11 protein-coding genes and 2 tRNA genes are annotated in these 15,423 nt (G+C 63.8%); 9 read left to right on the top strand and 4 right to left on the bottom strand.

Annotated elements, in window-relative coordinates; genetic code table 11:
* Nucleotides 1-39: 39 nt before the first annotated feature.
* Entirely contained in the window at nucleotides 40-1,026 is a 987-nt protein-coding gene (locus EXV95_RS02405; protein WP_176885677.1) for a DUF808 domain-containing protein, read from the bottom strand.
* A 275-nt stretch (nucleotides 1,027-1,301) separates the two neighbouring features.
* On the opposite strand from EXV95_RS02405, the gene EXV95_RS02400 reads away from it, so the two are divergent.
* Complete coding sequence (locus tag EXV95_RS02400) at nucleotides 1,302-1,985, top strand: methyltransferase (protein ID WP_121419814.1); 684 nt, start codon at nucleotides 1,302-1,304, stop codon at nucleotides 1,983-1,985.
* Between the two features lie 203 nt (nucleotides 1,986-2,188).
* Here EXV95_RS02400 and purL read toward each other — a convergent pair whose 3' ends face one another.
* Nucleotides 2,189-6,196: a phosphoribosylformylglycinamidine synthase gene (gene purL, locus EXV95_RS02395; protein ID WP_176885676.1), complete on the bottom strand. Its 4,008-nt coding sequence runs from the start codon at nucleotides 6,194-6,196 to the stop codon at nucleotides 2,189-2,191.
* Nucleotides 6,197-6,333: 137 nt separating this feature from the next.
* Here purL and map point away from each other — a divergent pair, with 137 nt between their 5' ends.
* On the top strand, nucleotides 6,334-7,149 hold the full coding sequence (map, locus tag EXV95_RS02390) for a type I methionyl aminopeptidase (RefSeq protein ID WP_055393799.1): 816 nt from the start codon (nucleotides 6,334-6,336) through the stop codon (nucleotides 7,147-7,149).
* A 91-nt stretch (nucleotides 7,150-7,240) separates the two neighbouring features.
* Nucleotides 7,241-9,850, top strand: coding sequence for a [protein-PII] uridylyltransferase (locus EXV95_RS02385; RefSeq protein ID WP_255484890.1), 2,610 nt, complete (start codon nucleotides 7,241-7,243; stop codon nucleotides 9,848-9,850).
* Between the two features lie 189 nt (nucleotides 9,851-10,039).
* Here EXV95_RS02385 and def read toward each other — a convergent pair whose 3' ends face one another.
* Nucleotides 10,040-10,579 (bottom strand): peptide deformylase, encoded by a 540-nt coding sequence (def, locus tag EXV95_RS02380; RefSeq protein WP_176885674.1) that lies wholly within the window; start codon nucleotides 10,577-10,579, stop codon nucleotides 10,040-10,042.
* Nucleotides 10,580-10,686: 107 nt separating this feature from the next.
* On the opposite strand from def, the gene EXV95_RS02375 reads away from it, so the two are divergent.
* The 6 genes from EXV95_RS02375 (at nucleotide 10,687) to EXV95_RS02350 (ending at nucleotide 14,049) form a co-directional block, all read left to right on the top strand.
* A complete protein-coding gene (locus EXV95_RS02375; protein ID WP_176885673.1) occupies nucleotides 10,687-11,106 on the top strand; it encodes a YbaN family protein in 420 nt (139 codons plus the stop codon).
* Nucleotides 11,107-11,243: 137 nt separating this feature from the next.
* Nucleotides 11,244-11,319 (top strand) — tRNA-Asn (locus tag EXV95_RS02370).
* Nucleotides 11,320-11,371: 52 nt separating this feature from the next.
* Nucleotides 11,372-11,447: transfer RNA gene (locus EXV95_RS02365), tRNA-Asn, on the top strand.
* Nucleotides 11,448-11,651: 204 nt separating this feature from the next.
* The gene (aat, locus tag EXV95_RS02360) at nucleotides 11,652-12,407 is read left to right on the top strand and encodes a leucyl/phenylalanyl-tRNA--protein transferase (RefSeq protein ID WP_176885672.1); all 756 of its coding nucleotides are present in this window, start codon (nucleotides 11,652-11,654) and stop codon (nucleotides 12,405-12,407) included.
* On the top strand, nucleotides 12,404-13,165 hold the full coding sequence (locus EXV95_RS02355) for an arginyltransferase (protein WP_055393789.1): 762 nt from the start codon (nucleotides 12,404-12,406) through the stop codon (nucleotides 13,163-13,165). Before aat ends, EXV95_RS02355 begins: the two co-directional genes overlap by 4 nt.
* 56 nt (nucleotides 13,166-13,221) lie before the next feature.
* Nucleotides 13,222-14,049 (top strand): IclR family transcriptional regulator, encoded by an 828-nt coding sequence (locus EXV95_RS02350; protein WP_055393786.1) that lies wholly within the window; start codon nucleotides 13,222-13,224, stop codon nucleotides 14,047-14,049.
* A 199-nt stretch (nucleotides 14,050-14,248) separates the two neighbouring features.
* On the opposite strand, the gene pbpG is transcribed toward EXV95_RS02350, so the two are convergent.
* The gene (pbpG, locus tag EXV95_RS02345) at nucleotides 14,249-15,325 is read right to left on the bottom strand and encodes a D-alanyl-D-alanine endopeptidase (RefSeq protein WP_121506717.1); all 1,077 of its coding nucleotides are present in this window, start codon (nucleotides 15,323-15,325) and stop codon (nucleotides 14,249-14,251) included.
* Nucleotides 15,326-15,423: the final 98 nt, after the last annotated feature.

The following is a 15,423-nucleotide window of genomic DNA, read 5'->3' as shown; positions in this document are numbered from 1 at the left end:
CGTACTAACCCTTAGACCTAGATCAAGGCATACCCATTCTCACGCTGTGGACTTGCCGCGCAGGCGCTGCACCAGCGTGACACCCGCCAGCACCAGCCCCCCGGCCACGATGCCCACCACCGCGTTGAGCAGGTTCTCCACCACCACCTTCCACAACCCGCCCGTCGGCCATTGGCCTGCTGCGGCAGCTGCGCCCTCTACAGCATGGTGCAGTACCGGAACGCCATGCACCAGGATGCCGCCGCCCACCAGAAACATCGCCGCCGTGCCAGCAATGGACAGGCCCTTCATGAGCCAGGGTGCAGCGCGCAGGATGCCCGCCCCCAAGGCACGGGCTGCGCTGCTGGCCTTGTTGGTGAGCCACAGGCCCAGGTCATCGAGCTTGACGATGCCCGCCACCAGGCCATACACACCGATGGTCATGATGACCGCAATGCCCGACAGCACGGTCAACTGCTGAACAAAAGGCGCAGAGGCCACGGTGCCCAGCGTGATCGCAATGATTTCGGCCGACAGGATGAAGTCGGTGCGCACTGCACCCTTGATCTTGTCCTTTTCAAAGGCTACCAGGTCCACCGCCGGGTTCGCATTGGCCTTGGCATGGCTTTCGTGCTCGGCCTCATCCTGATGCTGGGCATGCAGCAGCTTGTGCGCCACTTTTTCAAAGCCCTCAAAACACAAAAAGGCGCCCCCCACCATCAACAAAGGCGTGACCGCCCAGGGCGCAAACGCGCTGATCAGCAGCGCGGCAGGCACCAGGATGACCTTGTTGATCATCGAGCCCTTGGCCACTGCCCACACCACAGGGATTTCGCGCTCGGCCCGCACCCCAGTGACCTGCTGGGCATTGAGTGCCAGGTCATCCCCCAGCACACCCGCCGTCTTCTGGGCGGCCACCTTGGTCATGACCGACACGTCATCGGCCATGGCAGCGCTCTTCTTGGCCGCCACCTTGGTCATGAGGGCCACGTCGTCGAGGATGGTGGCGATATCGTCCAACAGGGCAAGCAAGCTGCCAGTGGCCATGGGGAATCCTTGAAATAAGTCTGTACAAAATCGGCGGGCATGCCGCCATGCGTGCGCCGGACTATAGCAACGCCCGGGCCAACGGCGCCGCGCGGCACAGCCCCCTCGGCCTGGGCGGCCCTTGTGCGACCTGTTTCCCCCGCGTGCCGCCCCTTGCTCCGCCCAGCGATGGGCGGCGCGAATGCCGCCCCCGCACAAAGCGCATACTCGCGCCCTCACCCATCACCTCTGGGGTCCTGGAGCATGTGCTCTCATTCGGGCTTCATGCCCAAGCCATGCCCGGCTACCTCACCAAACACGAAGACATCGCCATCACTGGCGCAGCCGACCTGATCATTCGATCATTGCTCGACAGGCAACAGTTCTCTGACCCACTGGGAGCCGCCGAGGCGCTAGGCATATCGTCGGCCGCGTGGCCCCTGTTCGGCCTGCTTTGGCCCTCGGGGGCACAGCTGGCACAACGCATGGCCAGCCGCCCTTTGCTGACCGGCGAGCGCGTGCTGGAGATTGGCTGTGGGCTGGGCCTGGCAAGCCTGGTGTGCCACCGGCGCGGCATGGATGTGACCGCCAGCGACTGCCATCCGCTGGCACCAACGTTTCTGCTGGAGAACCTGCGGCTGAACGGCCTGCCGCCTCTCAAATACCGCACGGGCCAGTGGGGCGCGGACGCCGCCGCGGGAACCGGCGCGGTGCAAGGTCAGTTCGACCTCATCATGGGCAGCGATGTGCTGTATGAACGCGACGCCCGCGCCTCGCTGGCCAGTTTTCTGGACCGCCACGCCGGCCAGGGCGCGCAGATCTGGATTGTGGACCCGAACCGGGGCAATCGCTCTACCTTCCACAAGCAGATGGCAGTGCACCGGTTTGAGGTGGTGGAAGAGCGCCTGGACCACCCGGCCCTGGAAGACCGCCCCGCCTACAAGGGCCGCCTGCTGATCTACCAACGCAAGATGGGATAAGCCCCTGAGCCGCCGGGAGCACCCTCACCCGAGGGGGCCAGGCTCTCGTTGCGGAGCAGCCCTTGGCTTGCCGCCTTTCACCCGCGCCGCACACATTTCTCAATGGTTGGCTCCACGAACAAAAGGCCGACCCCATGAGGGGCCAGCCTTTTGGCAACAACCGCCGCAGCGGTGCAGAGGATCAGCGCAGGATCAGCGCAGGATCAGCTTACCCACTTGCGCGCGTTGCGCCAAATGCGCATCCAGCCGCTGTACTGCGCCTTGTCTTCACTCGTCCAGCTCATCTGCACGTTGCGGAACACGCGCTCGGGGTGCGGCATCATGGCCGTGAAGCGGCCGTCGGCCGTGGTCACCGCCGTCAGGCCGCCTGCGCTGCCATTGGGGTTGAAGGGGTACTGCTCCGTCGCGCGCCCGTGGTTGTCCACGTAACGCATGGCGGCAATGGCCTTGTCGGCGTTGCCCCGGTACTTGAAGTTGGCATAACCCTCGCCATGCGCCACAGCAATCGGCAGTCGGCTGCCGGCCATGCCCTGCAGGAACAGGCTGGGTGATTCGAGCACTTCCACCAGCGACAGGCGAGCTTCGAAACGCTCGCTCTGGTTGGTGGTGAAGCGTGGCCAGTCCTGCGCGCCGGGGATGATATCGGCCAGCTCGGCAAACATCTGGCAGCCATTGCAGACGCCCAGGCCAAACGTATCGGTGCGGCCAAAGAAGCCCTGGAACTGCGCGGCCAGCACGGGGTTGAAGGTGATGGACCGCGCCCAGCCGATGCCCGCGCCCAGCGTGTCGCCATAGCTGAAGCCGCCGCAGGCCACCACGCCCTTGAAGTCTTCGAGCTTGACGCGGCCAGTCTGCAGGTCGGTCATGTGCACGTCGTAGGCCTCAAAGCCTGCTTCCGTGAATGTGTAGGCCATCTCGATGTGCGAGTTCACACCCTGCTCGCGCAGGATTGCGACCTTGGGTTTGGCGAGGTTCAGGTAAGGCGCCGCCACGTTGTCAGTGGCGTCGAACGTGAGGTGCACGTGCATGCCGGGGTCGGTGGGCTCGCCCGCTGCGGCGTGCTCGGCATCGGCGTTGGCGGGGTTGTCGCGCTGCTGGCAAATCTTCCAGCTCACGGCGTCCCACACCTGATGCAGGTCGGCCAGTGGCGCGCTGAACACGGCCTTGGCATCGCGCCAGACCTGCAGCTCGCCCTTGCCAGCGGCAATTTCAGACGACGCAGGTCGCGTCTTGCCAACGAAGTGGCTGAACTTGGACAGGCCATGCTCGCGCAGGGTCTGCATCACGTCGTTGCGCTCAGCGGTGCGCACCTGCAGCAACACGCCCAGCTCTTCGTTGAACAGCGCCTTGAGGGTCAGCTCCTCACGGCGCGCGCCCACCTGGCCCGCCCAGTTCTTCGCATCGCCCGTGTCCATGCGGCTGTCGGTGATGCCGTCGCCTTCGGTGACGAGCAGATCCACGTTCAGCGCCACGCCTACGTGCCCTGCAAAGGCCATTTCAGCTGCCGCCGCCAGCAGACCGCCATCGCTGCGGTCGTGGTAGGCCAGGATCTGGCCCTTGGCACGCAGTGCGTTCACGGCGTTGACGAGGTTGACCAAGTCTTGCGGGTCGTCCACATCGGGCACTACGTCGCCGCATTGGTCCAGCGTCTGGCCCAGAATACTGCCGCCCATGCGGTTCTGGCCCTTGCCAAGGTCGATCAGCACCAGCGTGGTGTCGGTCTCGGTAGCGTTGAGCTGGGGCGTGAGCGTGCCGCGCACGTCGGCAAGCGAGGCAAATGCGCTCACGATCAGGCTGACGGGCGAGGTGACTTTCTTCTTCTCAGAACCTTCGCTCCACTGCGTGCGCATGGACAGGCTGTCCTTGCCCACGGGGATGCTGATGCCCAGCGCAGGGCACAGCTCCATGCCCACGGCCTTCACGGTTTCGTACAGCGCGGCGTCTTCGCCGGGCTCGCCACACGCGGCCATCCAGTTGGCCGACAGCTTCACGCGCGGCAGCTCGATGGGGGCGGCCAGCAAGTTGGTGATGGCCTCGGCCACGGCCATGCGGCCTGAAGCCGGCGCGTTGATGGCGGCCAGCGGCGTGCGCTCGCCCATGCTCATGGCCTCGCCTGCAAAGCCCTTGTAGTCGGCCAGGGTCACGGCGCAATCGGCCACGGGCACTTGCCACGGGCCGACCATCTGGTCGCGGTGGCTGAGGCCACCCACCGTGCGGTCGCCAATGGTGATGAGGAAGCGCTTGGAGGCTACCGTGGGGTGGGCCAGCACGTCGATCACGGCTTTTTGCAGCGGCACGCCGGTCAAGTCCATCGGTGCGAACTGGCGCTCCACGGTCTTCACATCGCGGTGCATCTTGGGCGGCTTGCCCAGCAGCACGTTCATGGGCATGTCCACGGGCAGCTTTTGGTCAGCGGCCGTGGCAGCAGGGTCGTGCAGCACCAGCTGGCGCTCTTCGGTGGCCGTGCCGATCACGGCAAACGGGCAGCGCTCGCGCTCGCAGAAGGCCTTGAACTGTTCCAGCGACTCGGGCGCGATGGCCAGCACGTAGCGCTCTTGCGATTCGTTGCTCCAGATTTCCTTGGGCGCCATGCCCGACTCTTCGAGCTGCACGGCACGCAGGTCAAAGCGCGCGCCCCGGCCTGCGTCATTGGTCAGTTCGGGGAAGGCGTTGGACAAGCCACCCGCACCCACGTCGTGGATGGCGAGGATCGGGTTGGCCGCGCCCTGCGCCCAGCAGTGGTTGATGACTTCTTGCGCACGGCGCTCGATCTCGGGGTTGCCGCGCTGCACCGAGTCAAAGTCCAGCTCGGCCGCGTTGGTGCCGGTGGCCATGGAGCTGGCGGCGCTGCCACCCATGCCGATGCGCATGCCGGGGCCGCCCAGCTGGATCAGCAGCGAGCCGGCGGGAAACTCAATCTTCTTCGTCAGCTCGGCATCGATCACGCCCACACCGCCCGCGATCATGATGGGCTTGTGGTAGCCGCGCTGCACGCCGCCGACTTCTTGCTCGTACTCACGGAAGTAGCCGTTCAGGTTGGGCCGGCCGAACTCGTTGTTGAACGCCGCGCCGCCCAGGGGGCCTTCGACCATGATCTGCAACGGGCTGGCAATGTGCTCGGGCTTGCCCACGGTGCTGCCCCAGAGCTTGGACACCGTGAAGCCCGTGAGGCCCGCCTTGGGCTTGGAGCCCCGGCCGGTGGCGCCTTCATCACGGATCTCGCCGCCTGCGCCGGTCGATGCGCCGGGGAAGGGCGAGATGGCCGTGGGGTGGTTGTGGGTTTCCACCTTCATTAGCACATGCTGGGTTACGCTACTCTTTTGATAGCTATTGGCGCTTGATGGATAAGCGCCAGAGCCCATTTTTGCCACAAAACGCTCGACCTGGTGACCTTCCATCACCGAGGCGTTGTCCGAATACGCGATCACCGTGTGCTGGGGCGCCAGCTGGTGCGTGTTGCGGATCATGCCGAACAGGCTCTTGTCCTGCGCCACGCCGTCGATGGTGAACTGCGCGTTGAAGATCTTGTGGCGGCAGTGTTCGCTGTTGGCCTGCGCGAACATCATCAGCTCCACGTCGGTGGGGTTGCGCGCGAGGCCCGTAAAGGCAGTCACAAGGTAGTCGATTTCATCGTCAGCCAGCGCCAGGCCAAAGCGGGTGTTGGCGGCCTCCAGGGCAGCGCGGCCGCCGGCCAGCACATCCACATGCTCCATGGGCGCGGGCTGCAGTTCGGTGAACAGCGCGGCGGCGGCGCTGCGGTCGGCCACCACCGATTCGGTCATGCGGTCGTGCAGCAAGGCGGCCACCTGGCCCAGCTGCTCGGCCGTCAGCTCAGGGGTTTTGCCCAGCAGACCGGATTTGAGGCTGATGCGGTATTCAGTGATGCGCTCGACCCGGCGGATGGCGATGCCGCAGTTGCGGGCGATGTCGGTGGCCTTGGAGGCCCAGGGCGAGAGCGTGCCCAGGCGGGGCGTGACGATGAGCACGGCGCCGTCTTCGGGGCCCGCATAAGGGTCGCCGTAGGTCAACAGCGCGGCCAAACGTTCTTGCTCAGTGGGTGTAGGGGCCGCGTCGGTAGCGACCAGGTGCACAAAACGCGCTGCAATGCCGCTGATCTTGGGGTGGATCGCCTCCAGGGCGGGTTGAAGTTGCTGGGCGCGGAAGGAGCTGAGGGCGTTGCCGCCCGCCAGCGTGGTCATGTGCAAGGTCACGGTAGCGGCCTGTTGGGGGGTGTCAGGGGTAGAGGGTGGCTCCGGGCGCCAGCGTGCAGCCAGGACCGGAGCCCGCTATTTTACCGGGCATGGCCGCACCGCCTGCGTGGCGCGGGGGCCAATGGGATAATCCGGGGATGAGCATCACCATCAAAAGCGCTGAGGACATCGAGGGCATGCGCCTGGCCTGCCGTCTGGCCTCCGAAGTACTGGACTACATCGCCCCCCACATCAAGCCCGGCATCACCACCAAAGAGATCGACCGCCTGGGCGCCGAATGCATGGCCCAGCAGGGCACCATCTCGGCCACCGTGGGCTACCAGCCACCGGGTTATCCACCCTACCCGGCCTCGCTGTGCACCTCGGTCAACCATGTGGTGTGCCACGGCATCCCCAACGACAAGCCTTTGAAGAAGGGTGACATCGTCAATGTGGACGTGACTGTGATCACCAAGGACGGCTGGTATGGCGACAACAGCCGCATGTACCTGATCGGCGAATGCTCGATCGCCGCCAAGCGGCTGTCGGCCATCACGTTTGATGCCATGTGGCACGGCATCGTGCAGGTCAAGCCCGGCGCGCATCTGGGCGACATCGGCCACGCGATCCAGAAGTTTGCCGAAGGCCAGGGCTTTTCCATCGTGCGCGAGTTCTGCGGCCATGGCATTGGCAAAAAATTCCACGAAGAGCCCCAGGTGTTGCACTACGGCCGCCCCGGCACGCTCGAAGAACTGGTGCCCGGCATGGTGTTCACCATCGAGCCCATGATCAACGCTGGCCGCCGCGAGGTGAAGGACTTTGGCAACGACGGCTGGACCATCGTGACCAAGGACCACAGCCTGTCGGCCCAGTGGGAACACACAGTGCTGGTCACCGAGACGGGGTATGAAGTGATGACGCTGTCGGCAGGCTCGCCCCCGCTGCCAGCGTTTGTGACCGCGACCAAGACCTGACCCGCGCGCCGGACGGCCCATCGCCAGCCGGCGTGCACAACTCTTGCATGGTTTTTTGCATGGCCTTTCTTCAGCGCGACCCTCGATGACCATGACCAAAATCCATGCCCTGCCGGAAGTGCATGCCCTGCGGGACGCCTACCGCAGCGACAAAGCCGCCCTGTTAGCCGCCATGAAGGCCACAGGGGCCTCCACGCGCGGCATCCGTGTGTTGCTGCGCAAGCTCTCCACGCTGGCCGGCCACCTGCTGCAGACGCTGTGGCAGCGCGCCGAGCTGCCCGCCGACATGGCACTGGTGGCGGTGGGCGGTTTCGGGCGCGACCAGCTCTTTCCCTATTCGGATGTCGATGTGCTGCTGCTGATGCCCGACGGTGCGGCGCCCGAGGCGGGCAGCGCACTGCGCACCCAGCTAGAAGGCTTCATCGGCAGCTGCTGGGATGCGGGGCTGGAGATTGGCTCCAGCGTACGCACAGTGGCCGAGTGCCTGGCCGAAAGCGCGGGCGATGTCACCGTGCAGACCTCCCTGCTCGAATCACGCCTGGTGTGCGGCAATGCAGGGCTGTTCGAGGACTTCCAGCGCCAGTACCGCGCGCAGATGAACCCCCAGGCGTTTTTGGTGGCCAAGACGCTGGAGATGCGCCAGCGGCACAACAAGTACGAAAACACGCCCTACTCGCTAGAGCCCAACTGCAAGGAATCCCCCGGCGGTCTGCGCGACCTGCAGATGATTTTGTGGGTGTCCCAGGCCGCAGGGCTGGGCAGCAACTGGAAGGAGCTGGCTGCCAGCGGCATGGCAACAGCCTTTGAGGTGCGCCAGATTGAACGCAACGAGGCCGTGCTGTGCCTCATCCGCGCGCGCCTGCACGCCGCTGCCGGACGGCACGAAGACCGGCTGGTGTTCGACCTGCAGACCGCAGTGGCCGAGTCGTTCGGCTACCGCTCGCAGGCGCCCGATGGATCGCGCCTGCCGATGCGCGCGAGCGAGAGCCTGATGCGGCGCTACTACTGGGCGGCCAAGGCGGTCTCGCAGCTCAGCCAGATCCTGCTGCTCAACATCGAAGAGCGCCTGAATCCCTCGACGCACGAGCCGCGCCCCATCAACGAGCGGTTCTTCGAGAAGGCCGGCCTCATCGAAGTGGCCAGCGACGACCTCTATACGCGCGACCCCCACGCCATCCTCGAAACCTTTTTGCTCTACCAGACCACCGTAGGCCTCAAGGACCTGTCGGCCCGCACCCTGCGTGCGCTGTACAACGCGCGCGGCGTGATGGATGGCGCCTTCCGCCGCGACCCAGCCAACCGCGATGCCTTCATGCGCATCCTGCAGCAGTCGTCGGGCATCACGCACGCCATGCGGCTCATGAACCAGACCTCGGTGCTGGGCCGCTACCTGTGGGCGTTTCGCGGCATCGTCGGGCAGATGCAGCACGACCTGTTCCATGTGTACACGGTGGACCAGCACATCCTGATGGTGCTGCGCAATGTGCGGCGCTTCTTCATGGCCGAGCACGCGCATGAGTATCCGTTCTGCTCGCAACTGGCGGGCGGGTGGGACAAGCCTTGGATTTTGTACATCGCCGCGCTCTTCCATGACATCGGCAAAGGCCGTGGCGGCGACCACTCGCAGATTGGCGCCGTGGAAGTCCGGCGCTTTTGCCGCCAACACGGCGTCGCCCGCGAGGACGCAAAACTCGTCGAATTCCTGGTCAGTGAACACCTGTCGATGAGCCGCATCGCCCAAAAGGAAGACCTGAGCGATCCCGACGTGATCGCCGCGTTCGCGCAGCGCGTGGGCAACGAACGCTATCTCACCGCGCTGTATCTGCTCACCGTGGCCGACATCCGTGGCACCAGTCCCAAGGTGTGGAATGCGTGGAAGGGCAAACTGCTGGAAGACCTGTACCGCGCCACGCTGCGCACCCTGGGCGGCCGGGCGCCCGACGCTGCCGCCGAAATCGAGGCCCGCAAGCGCGAGGCGCTGGTGCTGCTGGCCCTGAGCGCCCTGCCCTTCGAGGCACACAAGGCCCTGTGGGCCACGCTGGACGTGAGCTATTTCATGCGGCACGAGGCTGCCGACATCGCCTGGCACACGCGCCACCTGTCGCGCCATGTCGGCACGGCAAAGCCTGTGGTGCGCGCGCGCCAGTCGCTGGCGGGTGACGGGCTGCAGGTGATGGTGTATGCGGCCGACCAGGCCGATCTGTTTGCGCGCATCTGCGGATATTTCGACCGCGCGGGGTTTTCCATCCTGGATGCCCGCGTGCACACCGCGAACAACGGCTATGCCCTCGACACCTTCCAGGTGGTGGCCTCATCGCAGCCGGGGCACTACCGGGAGCTGACCCACATGGTCGAAAGCGATCTGGTGCGTGTGATCGAGGCCGGCGGCCCGCTGCCCGAACCCGCCCGCAAGCGGGTCTCGCGCCGGGTCAAGAGTTTTCCGGTGGCGCCGCGCGTCACGCTGCGCCCCGACGAAAAGGCCCAGCGCTGGCTGCTGGCCATCTCGGCCAGCGACCGGGCGGGCCTGCTCTACCTGGTGGCCCGTATCCTGGCGCAGCACCACCTGAGCGTGCAACTGGCCAAGGTCAGCACCTTGGGGGAGCGGGTGGAAGACACCTTCCTGATCCAGGGCCCCGAGCTGCAGAACAACGCCCGCCAGATCGAGATCGAGACCGAGCTACTGCGCGAACTGTCCGCGTGAGCCACGCCCGACAAAATGCTCTCTTTTTAGTAGCTACCAGCGCTTTACCAGAGAGCGCTAGCGGCCTTTTTTTGACATATGGCACCCTGATCAGCTTCAGCAACCACGCGTACGAAGCCCTCACCCACAGCAAGATCTATCCCGGTGCAGGTATACCGGTGACAGATGTGTGCCTGTCAGGCGGAGGCATCAGTCGTCCTCGTTGGCGCTGATCTCCGGGAACAGCACTTCGGTAAAGCCGAACTGCGTGAAATCGCGCACCCGCATGGGATAGAGCTTGCCGATGAGGTGGTCGCATTCGTGCTGCACCACCCGGGCATGAAACCCTTCCACCGTGCGGTCGATGGGGTCGCCATACGGATCAAACCCGGTATAGCGAATGCGCGACCAGCGGGGCACCTTGCCGCGCAACCCTGGCACCGAGAGGCAACCTTCCCAGTCCACATCCTCCTCATCACCAAGGGGCGTGATGACCGGGTTGAGCAAGACGGTGGGAGGAACCACGGGCCGGTCCGGGTAGCGTGGATTGCGCTCGCCAGACCCAAAAATCACGAGCTGCAGATCCACGCCGATCTGCGGCGCAGCAAGCCCCGCGCCATTGACAGACTGCATGGTCTCGAACATGTCGCGCACCAGAAGGTGAATCGCATCGGTATCGAATTCAGTGACAGGCTGGGCAACACGCAGCAGGCGCGGATCGCCCATCTTCAGGATGGTGTGGATGGTCATCGAAGGTGCATTCAGGTCAAGAGAAGAAAGCGGCACATGCGCTGCTGCGGCAGCATAGCGCGTGCGCACGCCCCGGCGCCGCCGCCGGGGCATTCACAATAACGGACATGCCCCAGCCCTCCACCGAGTCCCACGAAGACGCCGCGCCGCCACTGCGCACCCTGCCCTGGCCCGTGCGCTGGCTGCTGCTCGTATTTGCCGTGCTGTGCCTCGTCATGGGCATCATCGGTGTGATCGTTCCCGGACTGCCGACCACGGTGTTCATCCTCATGGCGGCCTGGGCCGCAGCGCGCAGCTCGCCACGGCTTTACCGCTGGCTATGGAACCACCGCTTGTTCGGCCCCCTGCTTCGCAACTGGGCCCAGGGCGGCAAGGTCAGCCGACGGGCCAAGTGGAGCGCCACACTGCTCATGGCGCTGAGCGGCATCGTGCTGTTCGCCACTGGCACCCGCCCGTGGGTGGTGGGTATCGCCATTACCTCCATGGTTTGCGTGGCAGCCTGGCTGTGGCACCGCCCCGAGCCCTGAAGCCCACCCTTCCCCTCACCGGAGTAGTGAAAGTTGGCCGTCATTCGCACACCTCGGCACGCGACCGCAACACCACGCAAGAACACGCCGTCAAATCTTCGGAGCCCCAATTTTTATGTATATAATCTAAGTCTTGTTCCTCGATAGCTCAGTCGGTAGAGCGCCGGACTGTTAATCCGTAGGTCCCTGGTTCGAGCCCAGGTCGAGGAGCCAAGAATTTTGCAGGCCCTGCATGTGTACGCGGGGCCTTTTACATACCGATCATTCCTCGATAGCTCAGTCGGTAGAGCGCCGGACTGTTAATCCGTAGGTCCCTGGTTCGAGCCCAGGTCGAGGAGCCAGCCAAGAAGCCCACCATGTTCACGCATGGTGGGCTTTTTCATTCATACACCTCAAGAACAAGAAAATCCACCACCCCTGTGCCTGCCTGACAATACAGTTCTTTGTCATGACTTGCGCAAAACAGGCCCAGGCAATCGGCCCATCCCAAGGCGAGGCGGCCGTTGCACACCGATTTGCGCAAGTCCTATTTGTATTGCAACCCCATGCCCCCGCAACTGCCTTGGCTGGAGCTTGAAGATCCGCTACCCGACCCTGCGAAAGCATGGGGACCCGACGACCCCGCCCCCGGACTCCTGGCTGCCGGTGGCACGCTGGATGTAGCGCATCTGCGAGCGGCGTATGCCCAGGGCACTTTCCCCTGGTACGGCCCGGGGCAACCCATCTTGTGGTGGGCTCCCGATCCACGCATGGTCTTGCCCGTGGCGGACTTCCGACTCCATCGCTCGCTTCGCAGGACCCTGCAGGCATTCCGAGCGAATACAGCCTGCGAAATCCGCATAGACAACAACTTCCTGGACGTGATCACAGCCTGCGCTACCAAGGAGCGCGACGGGCAGGCGGGCACCTGGATCGTGCCCGAGATGGTCGAAGCCTACACCCGCCTCCATGCAGCGGGCAATGCTCATAGCGTTGAAACCTGGATCGATGGAAAACTGGCAGGCGGCCTGTATTGCGTCGCACTGGGGCAGGCGGTGTTCGGTGAATCGATGTTCGCCCACGCTACCGATACATCGAAGATCGCGCTTGCAGCCCTGGTGGCCTTGTGCCGCCGCCAGGGCGTGGCAATGATTGATTGCCAACAGAACACCCGGCACCTGGCCTCACTGGGAGCCCACGAAATCTCGCGAGCCCAGTTCCTGTCTCACATCCAAAACGCACTGGATCGGCCCGCCCTCTCGTGGTCGTTTGAACCCGTATACTGGAACGAGCTGCTGCCCTCCACGGCGCCCACGGCATGACGCAACTCAATGACCTACCACTGCAGACCCTGCAGTTCTACGCGACAGCCCCTTACCCCTGCAGTTATCTGCCGGACAGGCAGGCACGGTCGCAGGTCGCCACGCCCAGTCACCTGATCCAGAGCGATGTGTATTCCGATCTCGTGGCCAAGGGGTTTCGCCGCAGTGGCATGTTCACTTACCGCCCCTATTGCGATGGCTGCCAGGCCTGCACCCCCTTGCGCGTGCTGGTGAACGAGTTTCAGCCGGATCGGAGCCAGCGGCGCGCTACCGTGCGGCACGGCAATCTGCAGGCGCGGGTATTGCGCCTGTGTTTTGTACCCGAGCACTATCAGCTGTATCTGCGCTACCAGAACGGCCGCCATGCGGGCGGCGGCATGGACCATGACAGCATCGACCAATACACGCAGTTTCTGCTGCAAAGCCGGGTGAATTCACGTCTGGTGGAGTTCCGCGAAACAGATGGCATAACAGGAGAGCCCGGCGCGCTCAAGATGGTGTCCATCCTGGACGTGCTCGACGACGGGCTTTCGGCGGTCTACACCTTCTACGAACCCGAGCCACATTGCAGCTACGGCACCTACAACGTGATGTGGCAGATTGCCCAGGCACGCTCCCTGGAGTTGCCCCATGTGTACCTGGGCTACTGGATCGAGGCCAGCCCCAAGATGAACTACAAGGCGCGCTTTCACCCCCACGAAATCCGGACCGATGGCCAATGGCATCGCGCCAGCCAGGGCGCCAATCAGAGCGGATGAATGCAGGTTTGCATTTCACAAGATAAAATGCTGCGGCCGTCACTGCATCGCCGCCCATGAAAAAAAACGATCCCAGCATCCCCGTCAAACCCAGCGTTCAGGTGCTTGAGCGCATGTTTACGCTGATCGATGTTCTGGCGTCACGCGAAGAGGCAATATCTCTCAAGGAAATCAGCGAGAAAACAGGGTTGCACCCGTCTACCACGCACCGCATCCTGAACGACCTCACGATTGGCCGTTTCGTGGATCGGCCAGAATCGGGCAGCTACCGACTGGGCATGCGCCTGCTGGAACTGGGCAACCTCGTAAAAGCGCGCCTGAGCGTGCGCGATGCCGCCCTGACCCCGATGCGCAATCTTCACAAGCTGATCCAGCAGCCCGTCAATCTGAGCATGCGCCAGGGCGACGAGATTGTGTATGTCGAACGTGCTTACAGCGAACGCTCCGGCATGCAGGTGGTGCGCGCCATTGGCGGACGGGCCCCTCTGCACCTTACCTCCACAGGCAAGCTCTTTCTGGCCCTGGACGACCCCCAGCGCGTGCGGGCCTATGCCACCCGAACCGGTCTGGCCGGACACACCCGCAACAGCATCACCCAATTGCCCATCCTGGAGCGTGAACTCGCCAAAGCACGCCAGTACGGTATTGCCCGCGACAACGAAGAGCTGGAACTTGGCGTGCGCTGCATGGCCGCTGGCGTCTACGATGACCAGGGCAAGTTAGTAGCCGGACTGTCCATATCAGCACCCGCTGATCGACTGGACGAAGGATGGCTTCCCAAGCTCCAAGCCACGGCCAACGAAATTTCTCTGGCTCTGGGTCACACACCCAGCATGGAAGCGTCGGCATCCGGTGATGCGGGTTTGCGCCCGGGACTTCGCTGAGCATCGGGACACAACAGCTACCGCAGCAGCAGCCGGGCCTGATCCATGCAAAAAAACCGACGCAGGCAGTGATGCCCGGTCGGCCGGAGGATCAATCAAATCAGCGTACAAGGCAGTCGGCACGAAATCCCGCCGACGCTACCAGCACCAAATGCTCGGCGCACGGGGGATGGATGTGCAAGCTACAGGATTAACTGCCTCACCCATTGGACCCTGCACGGGCCTGCAAAGGCGCCGTCAATGACGGCATCGACTCCACCCAATGGCGCACACGCTCAGCATCACCCAAGCGGCTGAATTTGCCCGCCGAATCCAGAAACACCATGATGAGCTTGCGCCCGGCGATCTGGGTTTGCATCACCAGGCAGCGCCCTGCTTCCGAGATGTAGCCGGTTTTCTGGAGGCCAATGTCCCAGGTGGGGTTTTTTACCAGCCCATTGGTGTTGTTGTACTGCAGCGTCTTGGGGCCCACTGCCACCTCATATCCCGGTGACGTGGACAGTTCTCGCAGCAGGGGATCACCATGCGCCACATTCACCAAGGTAGCCAGGTCACGTGCGCTGGACTGGTTGCGGCTGGAAAGGCCGGTTGGCTCTACATAACGGGTATCGGTCATGCCGAGCAGGCGGGCCTTGACATTCATCTGCACGACAAACGCTTCGAGGCCACCAGGGTACGTACGACCCAGCGCATGCGCTGCGCGGTTCTCGCTGGACATGAGCGCCAGGTGCAGCATCTCGCCCCGGGTCAACGTTGAGCCCACCGTCAGGCGCGAGCGGCTGCCTTTTTCGGTATCAACGTCATCCTGGGTGATGGTAATGGGCTCATCCATCGGCAGCTTGGCCTGGGAAATCAGCAAGCCCGTCATGAGCTTGGTCAGGGACGCAATAGGAAGCACGGCCTGATCATTCTTGCTAAGCAGAACTTCATGCGTGTCCTGGTCGATGACGAGTGCGACGCTGGACTTCAGGTCCAGCGGATCACTCACCTCATGCAGCCCCGCCATTTGCCCGAACGACTGCTTGGCAGGCACAAAGGCCACACGGGTCGGCGCCTTGGCGGTCTTGGCCGTGACACGCACGGCCCGAGTATTGGTAGCGACCTTGCGGGCCGGAGCAGCGCGCTTGGCATTGGCCGAACTGACTTGCTGCTTTTTGGCTGGCGCCTTGGAGCGCTCACCTGAGTGCGCAATCGGCACAACCAGCGCCGTACTGACGACGACAAAGCCCAAAAGCTGGAAAAAACGGGTCACTGCGGCGCGGTGGCGATGGTGCATCAAAGTGCTCCAAACGGTAATAGGTGTTGAGCAGTGTACAGAATCAAAAAAAGTCGCGCAAGATCAATACCTTGCGCGACTTTCCAAGAAAGTGAATG

The sequence above is a fragment of the Acidovorax sp. JMULE5 genome, from assembly GCF_013376875.1.
Taxonomy (GTDB): domain Bacteria; phylum Pseudomonadota; class Gammaproteobacteria; order Burkholderiales; family Burkholderiaceae_C; genus Acidovorax; species Acidovorax facilis.
This window is presented reverse-complemented; position numbering and strand designations above follow the sequence as displayed.